This window comes from Novacetimonas cocois (assembly GCF_003311635.1).
In the GTDB taxonomy this organism is placed as follows: Bacteria; Pseudomonadota; Alphaproteobacteria; order Acetobacterales; family Acetobacteraceae; genus Novacetimonas; species Novacetimonas cocois.
Genome location: NZ_QEXL01000030.1, coordinates 1 through 8,385 on the forward strand (window position 1 = coordinate 1; position 8,385 = coordinate 8,385).

The 8,385-nt window shown below is 57.3% G+C and carries 9 protein-coding genes; 6 read left to right on the forward strand and 3 right to left on the reverse strand.

Annotation, left to right across the window (positions count from 1 at the left end; genetic code table 11):
- Positions 1 to 1,098 precede the first annotated feature (1,098 nt).
- Complete coding sequence (locus tag NJLHNGOC_RS14835) at positions 1,099 to 1,992, forward strand: alpha/beta fold hydrolase (protein ID WP_113597053.1); 894 nt, start codon at positions 1,099 to 1,101, stop codon at positions 1,990 to 1,992.
- A gap of 159 nt (positions 1,993 to 2,151) precedes the next feature.
- On the opposite strand, the gene NJLHNGOC_RS14840 is transcribed toward NJLHNGOC_RS14835, so the two are convergent.
- Entirely contained in the window at positions 2,152 to 2,757 is a 606-nt protein-coding gene (locus NJLHNGOC_RS14840; protein ID WP_113597045.1) for a TetR/AcrR family transcriptional regulator, read from the reverse strand.
- Between the two features lie 116 nt (positions 2,758 to 2,873).
- Between NJLHNGOC_RS14840 and NJLHNGOC_RS14845 the strand changes: the two genes are divergently transcribed.
- Entirely contained in the window at positions 2,874 to 3,443 is a 570-nt protein-coding gene (locus NJLHNGOC_RS14845; RefSeq protein WP_113597046.1) for a hydrolase, read from the forward strand.
- Positions 3,444 to 3,452: 9 nt separating this feature from the next.
- Positions 3,453 to 4,562, forward strand: a complete 1,110-nt coding sequence (locus NJLHNGOC_RS14850) for an AbrB family transcriptional regulator (RefSeq protein WP_113597047.1) — start codon at positions 3,453 to 3,455, stop codon at positions 4,560 to 4,562.
- Positions 4,563 to 4,778: 216 nt separating this feature from the next.
- On the opposite strand, the gene NJLHNGOC_RS14855 is transcribed toward NJLHNGOC_RS14850, so the two are convergent.
- The gene (locus NJLHNGOC_RS14855; protein ID WP_113597048.1) at positions 4,779 to 5,615 is read right to left on the reverse strand and encodes an alpha/beta fold hydrolase; all 837 of its coding nucleotides are present in this window, start codon (positions 5,613 to 5,615) and stop codon (positions 4,779 to 4,781) included.
- Positions 5,616 to 5,712: 97 nt separating this feature from the next.
- On the opposite strand from NJLHNGOC_RS14855, the gene NJLHNGOC_RS14860 reads away from it, so the two are divergent.
- Entirely contained in the window at positions 5,713 to 6,222 is a 510-nt protein-coding gene (locus tag NJLHNGOC_RS14860; RefSeq protein WP_113597049.1) for a MerR family transcriptional regulator, read from the forward strand.
- Here NJLHNGOC_RS14860 and NJLHNGOC_RS14865 read toward each other — a convergent pair.
- On the reverse strand, positions 6,219 to 6,911 hold the full coding sequence (locus tag NJLHNGOC_RS14865; protein WP_113597050.1) for a type 1 glutamine amidotransferase domain-containing protein: 693 nt from the start codon (positions 6,909 to 6,911) through the stop codon (positions 6,219 to 6,221). The two genes, NJLHNGOC_RS14860 and NJLHNGOC_RS14865, sit on opposite strands and share 4 nt — an antisense overlap.
- Positions 6,912 to 7,061: 150 nt before the next feature.
- On the opposite strand from NJLHNGOC_RS14865, the gene NJLHNGOC_RS14870 reads away from it, so the two are divergent.
- Positions 7,062 to 7,982, forward strand: a complete 921-nt coding sequence (locus tag NJLHNGOC_RS14870) for an SDR family oxidoreductase (RefSeq protein WP_113597051.1) — start codon at positions 7,062 to 7,064, stop codon at positions 7,980 to 7,982.
- A 79-nt stretch (positions 7,983 to 8,061) separates the two neighbouring features.
- On the forward strand, positions 8,062 to 8,250 hold the full coding sequence (locus tag NJLHNGOC_RS14875) for a hypothetical protein (protein WP_113597052.1): 189 nt from the start codon (positions 8,062 to 8,064) through the stop codon (positions 8,248 to 8,250).
- Positions 8,251 to 8,385 lie beyond the last annotated feature (135 nt).

Genomic DNA, 8,385 nt, shown 5'->3' on the forward strand with positions numbered 1-8,385 from the left:
CCACATCGCAGCAAGCTTCATCTTCTATCTCAAAGAATGAGTCCTGAGCCTAGCGCCCCCCCGGACGAGCGCCTCGGCAGTTTAGTCACCGAAGGAGGGTAGGGACTCTGATCGGTACCACGCGAAAGTCTGTTGGGTTGAATCTGTCCAGAGGCGGACGGGATTGAGGATCCGACCATCTCGCGTAGCTTTGTCTGGGTGGAGGACCTGCCGAGATGGGCGCTTTTGGAGACAGTATCGCGCGACAGTCTCCTAGGACCAATCGAAGGCAGCAGAGAAGAACGTGGCCTCGGATATAACGTATTGTCTCACAAACTAGCCATTTTATGGGATTATATACGAGGCAATCTGCTTCTGATAAAGATTCCGGTTTGATGTGTCCATGCGCTTTGGCATGATGATGCTGTTATGCGGCGAGGCGCAGTATTTCGCGGTCCGCCAATCGCAAGTATCGTTGGTTGTCTTCCCCCGCAATCAGACGACATAAAGAAAACCCCACGAAACCAACAGGTTCGTAGGGTTTTCTTTGGACGTACGTTGGCTCAAAAATAAAGTATAGTAAAATCAGTAATGTAGTTTCGCAGATTCAACTCAGGCCAGCCTAACTTGCAGCCAGTTGCGATACAGAACTGTGCGCTTCACTCCGCGATAAATGGCAAAATGTCAGCGTCGATAGCGGAACAAGAAACCCCATGTTTTTCGGAGAATTAACAGGCGTTTTTTCCGTTCTTTTACGGCTTTTTATGTCGGTATGGATCGGACCTAATCGTAGCCGCTTATACGGTGCTACATCCGTGAGCACGATCCATCAGCCGTGTGATGATAGCCACTTTCGTGATCAGGGGTGATGTCGACAAAAGCGTAAATGTTATCATTGCGGCGGTAGCTATGACTTATTCGCCGCTGTGCTCTGTATTTGGCAGGACGGCTTGACAATATCAGTCACGCTCTTGAGGTGCGGTGAATGACGTTCAAGGCGCCGAAAGTCATTGCGTCGTCTGCGGATCGGTCATCAACAGGTCTTCATCAGGGGAAATACTGGTTTTCCTGATATTCTGCTTTTTTGCTGTGTGCCACTGGACGAATGCAGGTGAAAGCATGACCGCAATCAGGAAATTCCCCAATTTATTGCCGGACTTTATCTGGCGGGATATCGAGGTGAATGGCGTGCGGATCCGCACGGCTACTGGCGGAAACGGACCGCCGCTGCTCATGCTGCATGGTCATCCGCAGATGCATCTGACCTGGCATAAGGTTGCGCCCGCACTGGCTAAGCGATTTACCATCGTGGTCCCAGATCTGCGGGGTTATGGTGATAGCGCCAAGCCTGAAGGTGGGGCGGATCACGCCAACTATTCCAAGCGGGCCATGGCGGCTGATCTGGTTGGCGTCATGCACCAGCTTGGATTTGAACGGTTCATGGTTGTCGGGCATGACCGGGGCGGACGAGTGGCGCACCGCATGGCGCTGGATGCACCGCAGGCGGTGGAAAAACTGGTGCTGATCGATATCACACCGACAGCAACGATGTATGCCCGGACCAATATGGAATTCGCCCGACGCTATTTCTGGTGGTTTTTTCTGATCCAGCCCGCCTCCTTGCCCGAAAGGCTGATCAGTGGAGATCCGGACTTTTTTCTCGAAAGCCACATTGCAGGACAGATCAAGATACCAGGATCGGTCGATCCGCGTGTCATGGCCGAATATCGTCGATGCTACGCTGACCCGGCAATGCGTCATGCAGCGTGCGAAGACTACCGCGCTGCGGCAGGCATCGACCTCGTCCATGATGCTGCTGATGCAGACAGGCGGATTGAGGCCCCATTACTGGCTCTGTGGGGTGCGCGTGGCGCCGTGGGCGCGTTATATGATGTTGTCGAGACATGGCGCGAAAAAGCCGTGGACGTGCGGGGATACGCTATTGACTGTGGTCATAGTCCGCAGGGGGAAGTACCGGCAGAATTGCTGCGTCGGCTTGATGCGTTTCTCTGACCGTCGCGAAACAGTTGGAGAGTAAAAGCTCGATTTTTACCGCATCGCAGTCAGTTATGATTTGAAAAGCAGACCCGTTCGATTCAGATGACGCGACCGCTGGAGATACCGATCGGCTGTGTGCGGATTCAGAGGTTACGGAGCGACCTCTGACCCGGATCAGCGGGAGGCGGCCGCATGTTCCAGATAGAGCTGCAGTACCGTGACGGCTTCCTTATCCTGGGCGGGACGGGGGACAGAATGATCCTGCGGCAAGGTAAAGATCGCCTTGACCAGATGCAGCAGCATCACGGCCCGTTCGTCATGTGGACCCGGAGAACCACCCAGCCGTAACAGCAGCTGACCCATACGCCCGATCAGCGCCTTGCGGAGCGTTCCTGTCCTATCTGGCAGGGTAATCCCGCTGTCGAGCAGGGAAAGGACGACTGAGCGTTCCGTCCGCAGACGCTGGATGATGTCCAGCAGCCCTTGCGCCGCGTCACGTGGCGGCAGCGGCGGATCGTGGTCGACCAACTCATCCAGGGCATGTAGGAGCCGCGCGCCGTAGCGTTCGAGTAATGCGGCGGCCAGCACGTCCTTGGTCGGGAAAAAACGGTAGAGCGAACCGATTGCCGTGCTGGCGCGGGCAGCGATCTCGGTCATTGTCGCCGCCTCGTAAGATTTCTCGCCAAATACCGTTGTCGCGGCTGCAAGGATCGCTTCAACGCGGTCGCGCCCGCGCTGCCGCTTGGGTGCGAGTGGTGATGAACGGGGCGGGCTTGACATAATGCGAGGGTACCCTCAACTTTCTTTTATGTGAGACAGTCCTCGCATAACCGATTTTCCATTACCGGTCGATGTTTGACCCGACCATGTATCCAGATCCCGGAAGGCGCCGATCCGTGAACAGATTTAACCCGCGAACCACCGCCCTTGTCCTCATTGACCTGCAGAATGGCATACTTGCCCTGCCAACTGCCCCGCAGCCATCATCGCAGGTGCTGGAGAGCGGTAAATCGCTTGCTGCCCGCTTCCGGGATGCCGGTGCTACGGTCGTACTGGTTCGGGTCGCGTTTGCACCCGACTTTGCCGATGCGCCGCCCGGTCCGGCCGACCAGCCTTTAAGCCCGCCAGAAGGCGGGCTGCCAGCGGACTGGGCGCACCTGGCCGACGGGCTGGTGGCACCCGGCGATATCGTCATCACCAAACATCAGTGGGGGGCATTTACAGGCACGGAACTCGACCTGCAGTTCCGCAGGCGGGGCATCCGGACGGTCGTGCTGGGCGGTATTGCTACGAATTTCGGCGTTGAATCCACCGCACGGCATGGCTGGGAACTTGGCTACCATATTGTCATCGCCGAGGATCTCTGCACCAGCCTGTCAGCAGACCTTCATGATGTTTCCATCCGCTCCATCCTTCCGCGGATCGCACGCGTGCTGCCTTCCGATACAATCGTGTTTGGCGGTTAAGCGGTGAGGGTGGGGCCGTCCGCATGGCTGCTGGCCGGGCGATGGGGCTTACTGGCACTGCTTTCGCTGGTTTTCGGTATGCTTCTGACCGCCTTACGCCTGCCAGCCGCGCCGCTGCTGGGACCACTGGGGGCGGCGGTCGTACTGGCCACACGGGGCGGCGCGGTCCGTATTCCCCGCTGGGCCTTTCTCGGTGCGCAGGGCGTGGTCGGGGTCATGATCGCCAGCTATCTTTCAGCCTCGATCTTTCACGAGATGGCAGCCAGCTGGCCGGTCTTTGTTGCCGGTACGTTTTCTACCCTGTCTGCGGCAGCCCTTCTCGGTTGGCTGCTGACACGCTCGCGCCTGCTACCCGGCAATACCGCGATCTGGGGTTCGTCACCCGGTGCGGCCACGGTCATGACGCTGATGGCGGAATCATATGGGGCGGATATGCGGCTCGTCGCCTTCATGCAATATCTGCGCGTGGCCTGCTGCGCCGGCATTGCGGCTGTTATAGCGCGTGTGGCCGGAACGCCGTCCGCCCCACTGGTCGTGGTACAGACCCTCTCATGGCAGGGGGCTTTACTGGCGCTGGTGATCGCACTGGCAGGGAGCGCCCTGGGCACCCGTCTGCGCATGCCGGCCGGGGGACTGCTTGTGCCCATGGGGATCGGGATGGCCGCAAGGCTTGGTGCCCATCTGCCGATCGAACAGCCGCATCTTCTGCTGGTCGCGGCCTATGCCCTGGTCGGGTGGGGCATCGGCATGCGGTTTACGCCAGATGTGCTGGCTTATGCCGGACGTGTCTTTCCACGCGTGCTGGGTTCCATCCTGGCGCTGATTGCGGTGTGTGGCGGCTTTGCATTGGTGCTTGCGCGGCTGGCGCATGTGGATCTGCTGACGGCTTATCTTGCAACCAGCCCTGGTGGGGCTGATTCCGTCTCCATCATTGCCTCGACCACGAAAGTGGATATGCCTTTCGTCATTGCCATGCAGGTCGCTCGGTTTTTCTGCGTTCTGGTCACCGGGCCAGCTCTGGCGCGTTTCCTGTCCCGTAGGTCGTCGGGAAGGAATTTACATACCGTGTCTCAAGAGACACATGGGAGAAAGGGGAAGACAGAATTCCTGGGTGAATAGCCCTTAGATTTCTGGATGCTCGGATTTCCGAAAGTGAGAATAGGCGGTAGTCGCCTCATTCAAGACATTCCGTCCGTCAGCGACGTTACCGTAAGCCGACACCGACGGACAGATTTCTGCGCGGCGATATTGCGGGAACTGAACGCACAACAAGGCAGATGGAGAGTCCAGACGCTACCTGCTGACGCTAAACGTCACATCGTTATGATGCGATCATCATACGGTAATGAACGCCAGGATATCTGCATTGATGACGTCTGCATGTGTCGTGTGCATGCCATGCGGATAACCGGGATAGATCTTCAGCGTGCTGTCCTGAAGCAGCCTGTCCTGAAGGATCGCCGCGTTCTGGTAAGGCACGACCTGATCATCATCGCCCTGCAGCACAAGCACCGGCACTGTGATGGCCTTCAGATCCTCGGTCTGATCCGTTTCGGAGAATGCCCTGATACCCTCGTAATGGGCCTTGGCGCTGCCCATCATGCCCTGACGCCACCAGTTTCGGATCGTGCCTTCCGAAACTTCTGCTCCCGGGCGGTTGAAGCCGTAGAACGGTCCGCTGGCTATATCCAGAAAGAACTGCGCGCGATTGGCCGCAAGCCCCGTACGCAGTCCGTTCAGGACTGCGATCGGTGCGCCGTCAGGGCTGCGGTCCGTCTGGACCATCAAAGGCGGTACGGAACTGATGAGCACGGCTTTGGCAACACGTCCCTGAGGCTGCCCATATTTCGCGACATAGCGGGCAACCTGGCCCCCGCCGGTCGAATGCCCGACATGGATGGCGTTTTTCAGGTCGAGATGTTCAACAACTGCCGATGTATCCGCCGCGTAATGATCCATGTCGTGCCCGTCGCTCACCTGTGCCGAGCGACCATGACCACGACGGTCATGCGCGATCACGCGAAAGCCCTTGTTCAGGAAAAACAGCATCTGCGTGTCCCAGTCATCGGCGCTGAGCGGCCAGCCATGATGGAAGACGATCGGCCGGGCATCCTTCGGTCCCCAGTCCTTGTAGAAAATCTCTACGACATCAGATGTTATGACGAATGACATGATACGCCTCCTTGCCGATCAATAACGGGATACTGGTCAGAGCCTAACGTTGAAGATAGCTTCAAGGTCAAGCTGCGTTCATGACCGGGAGTAAATCATGAAGATTGGAGAGCTGGCACGGCTAAGTGGCCTTGCGCCGTCGAGAATCCGGTTCTATGAGCGCATCGGACTGCTGAAAACGGTTGACCGTCGGCCCAACGGATACCGGACCTATCCGCAGCAGGCCGTGATGATCCTGGGGCTCATCACAACGGCGCAGCGGGCCGGGTTTACACTGGATGAAATCCGCACCCTGCTGCCCCCTGATCTGGAACACTGGGACCATGCTACATTGATGGATGCCCTGACACGCAAGATTGCGGATATCGAAGCGCTGCAGGCACGCCTGGCCTATAGCAGGGCGCATCTGCTCCGTCTGATCGAGGATATTCAGGCGCGCCCCGACGACATGGACTGTGCGGCCAATGCGCATCGTGTCCTGACGAACATGCTTGCGGAACACCCCGTAGCCCTCGACGTCACGTCGGACGATATCCGCCTTCTGGATAAGACGGACCGCCGCCAGTCGGTAAGCCCTGGACGCCGCAAAAAGATGGCTTCCCGTTAAGCCCTATCCAGAAGCGCCATCACTTTTCTTGCCGTCGCTCTGGCGGAAAAGGGGTTCTGTCCCGTCACCAGCCGTCCATCCGCCACGACATGGGACATGAACGGAAGCAGCGCCTTTTCATAAATCGCGCCCCGTGCCTTCATCTGCGCTTCCGCATTATAGGGGATTTCGCGTGCGACACCTGCCAGCCTCTCCTCGGTCCAGGAAAATCCGGTAATTTTTCGACCGCGGACCAGAAAGGAACCATCTGTAAGCCGGGTGTTCAGCAGCCCGCAATATCCATGACAGACAGCGGAGACCACGCCGCCCTTTTCCCATAGTGCGCGGGTGATGGTCTGAAGGCCCTCATTGTCGGGAAAATCCCACATCACGCCATGACCGCCGGTAAAGTAGATCGCATCGTAATCGCCCGGATTGGTCTCTGCGGGGCAGGGTGTTGAAGACAGCAGGGCCATTTTTTCCGGATCAGCCAGCCAGGCTTTGGTGGAGGCATCGCGCATCGGCCATTTCAATGCACGCGGATCAAGCGGAACCTTGCCGCCTCTGGGGCTGACAATGCGTTGTTCATGACCGCTGGCGGCAAATACGTCCCACGCATGCGTCAGTTCCGACAGCCATAATCCGGTCGGATGCGTGGAATTGCCGAAATGGGCGGTGTTGGTGACAACGTGAAGGATACGACGGTTCATGGCTGGCCCCTCTCATGCGGCGGCGTTTCTGACCACCATCCTGTAACGTTCAAGCGCAGTTTAAGGTCAATCTGTGGTTTGACATTAAATCTGACTTCAAGGTTAACGGTGTAAGGGCAAACCTACCTGACGTTATGGAGGCAGCCTCACATGCAGACAATACTGGGCGCAAATGGTCAGATCGCCACGGAGCTGGCGCGGACATTGCATCAGCATCATACGGGGAAGTTGCGGCTCGTGAGCCGCAATCCTCGTAAGGTCAACGAAGACGATACTCTCATGGCGGCGAACCTTCTGGATGCAGGGCAGACGGCACAGGCGGTCAAAGGCAGCCGGATCGTCTACTTCACGGCCGGCCTGCCCCCTGACAGCAGGCTCTGGGAAGAACAGTTTCCCGTCATGCTGAGGAATGCCCTGCAAGCCTGCCGGATGGCGGGGGCCAGCTTTGCCTATTTCGACAATACCTACATGTATCCGCAGAACAGCCAGATCCAGACGGAGGAAACACGCTTTGCCCCGGTTGGCCGGAAAGGACGGGTGCGCGCGGCAATGGCCACCATGGTGTTGCAGGAAATGGCACGCGGAGACATTCCGGTGCTTATCGCCCGCGCACCAGAATTCTATGGCCCGGGAAAAACCCAGAGCTTCACCAACGCCCTGATCATTGACAGGCTGAAAGCAGGCAGAAGGCCCTTGGTTCCTGTCCGTGACGACACCCGCAGGACCCTCATCTGGACGCCGGATGCGAGCCGCGCGCTGGCAACGCTGGGTAATACACCGGAATCTTTCGGACAGACCTGGCATCTGCCATGCTGCGACGAGCGACCGACTTATAAGACATTTGTCACCATGGCGAGCAGAATTTTTGAACGCCCCCCTTCCTATTCGGTCATTGGAAAATGGCCACTGATCATCGCAGGCATTTTCTCAAAAAAGGTGCGGGAGATCAGGGAACTGTTGCCCCGTTACGAACAGGACAATCTTTTTGACTCAAGCAAATTCAAGCGTCATTTTCCTGGATTTCCCGTGACGACATATGAGGAGGGTCTGGAACTGATCAGGAAGGAATAGAGGGGCAGATACCGCTTCATATAGTCGTTCTTAACGCGACGAGAAGCTCTACAAGCGGACGTGCTTTTCGGTGGGAAGAATGGAAAATGAAGCTCTGGGCACCTTCGACGTGATATTCTTGCGGGTCAGTGACGGTGAGGGCCAAATTGATAGTATGTCGATCAACAAAATATTTTACGGCGACCTGCAAGGCATCAGTGTAGGGAAAATGCTGGCGTTCCGTGGCGAGATCACGGGTTCGGCCGGTTATGTCACAATGGGATTGTAACTGTCAGCCTTAATGATCGGCGCCGTCCTTCAAGCTTTTACCCGGACAGACGCACGAACTACCGTTTTCCTATGCCCTGCTTGCTAGGTTCAGGACCTATTAATTTATTGAACTGAGTGGGGCATTGTGATTCAC

Coding starts and splice junctions, on each gene's coding strand:
- NJLHNGOC_RS14835 (WP_113597053.1), top strand. CDS start 1,099: ATGACCGCAATCAGGAAATTCCCCAATTTATTGCCGGACTTTATCTGG.
- NJLHNGOC_RS14840 (WP_113597045.1), bottom strand. CDS start 2,757: ATGTCAAGCCCGCCCCGTTCATCACCACTCGCACCCAAGCGGCAGCGC.
- NJLHNGOC_RS14855 (WP_113597048.1), bottom strand. CDS start 5,615: ATGTCATTCGTCATAACATCTGATGTCGTAGAGATTTTCTACAAGGAC.
- NJLHNGOC_RS14860 (WP_113597049.1), top strand. CDS start 5,713: ATGAAGATTGGAGAGCTGGCACGGCTAAGTGGCCTTGCGCCGTCGAGA.
- NJLHNGOC_RS14865 (WP_113597050.1), bottom strand. CDS start 6,911: ATGAACCGTCGTATCCTTCACGTTGTCACCAACACCGCCCATTTCGGC.
- NJLHNGOC_RS14870 (WP_113597051.1), top strand. CDS start 7,062: ATGCAGACAATACTGGGCGCAAATGGTCAGATCGCCACGGAGCTGGCG.
- NJLHNGOC_RS14875 (WP_113597052.1), top strand. CDS start 8,062: ATGGAAAATGAAGCTCTGGGCACCTTCGACGTGATATTCTTGCGGGTC.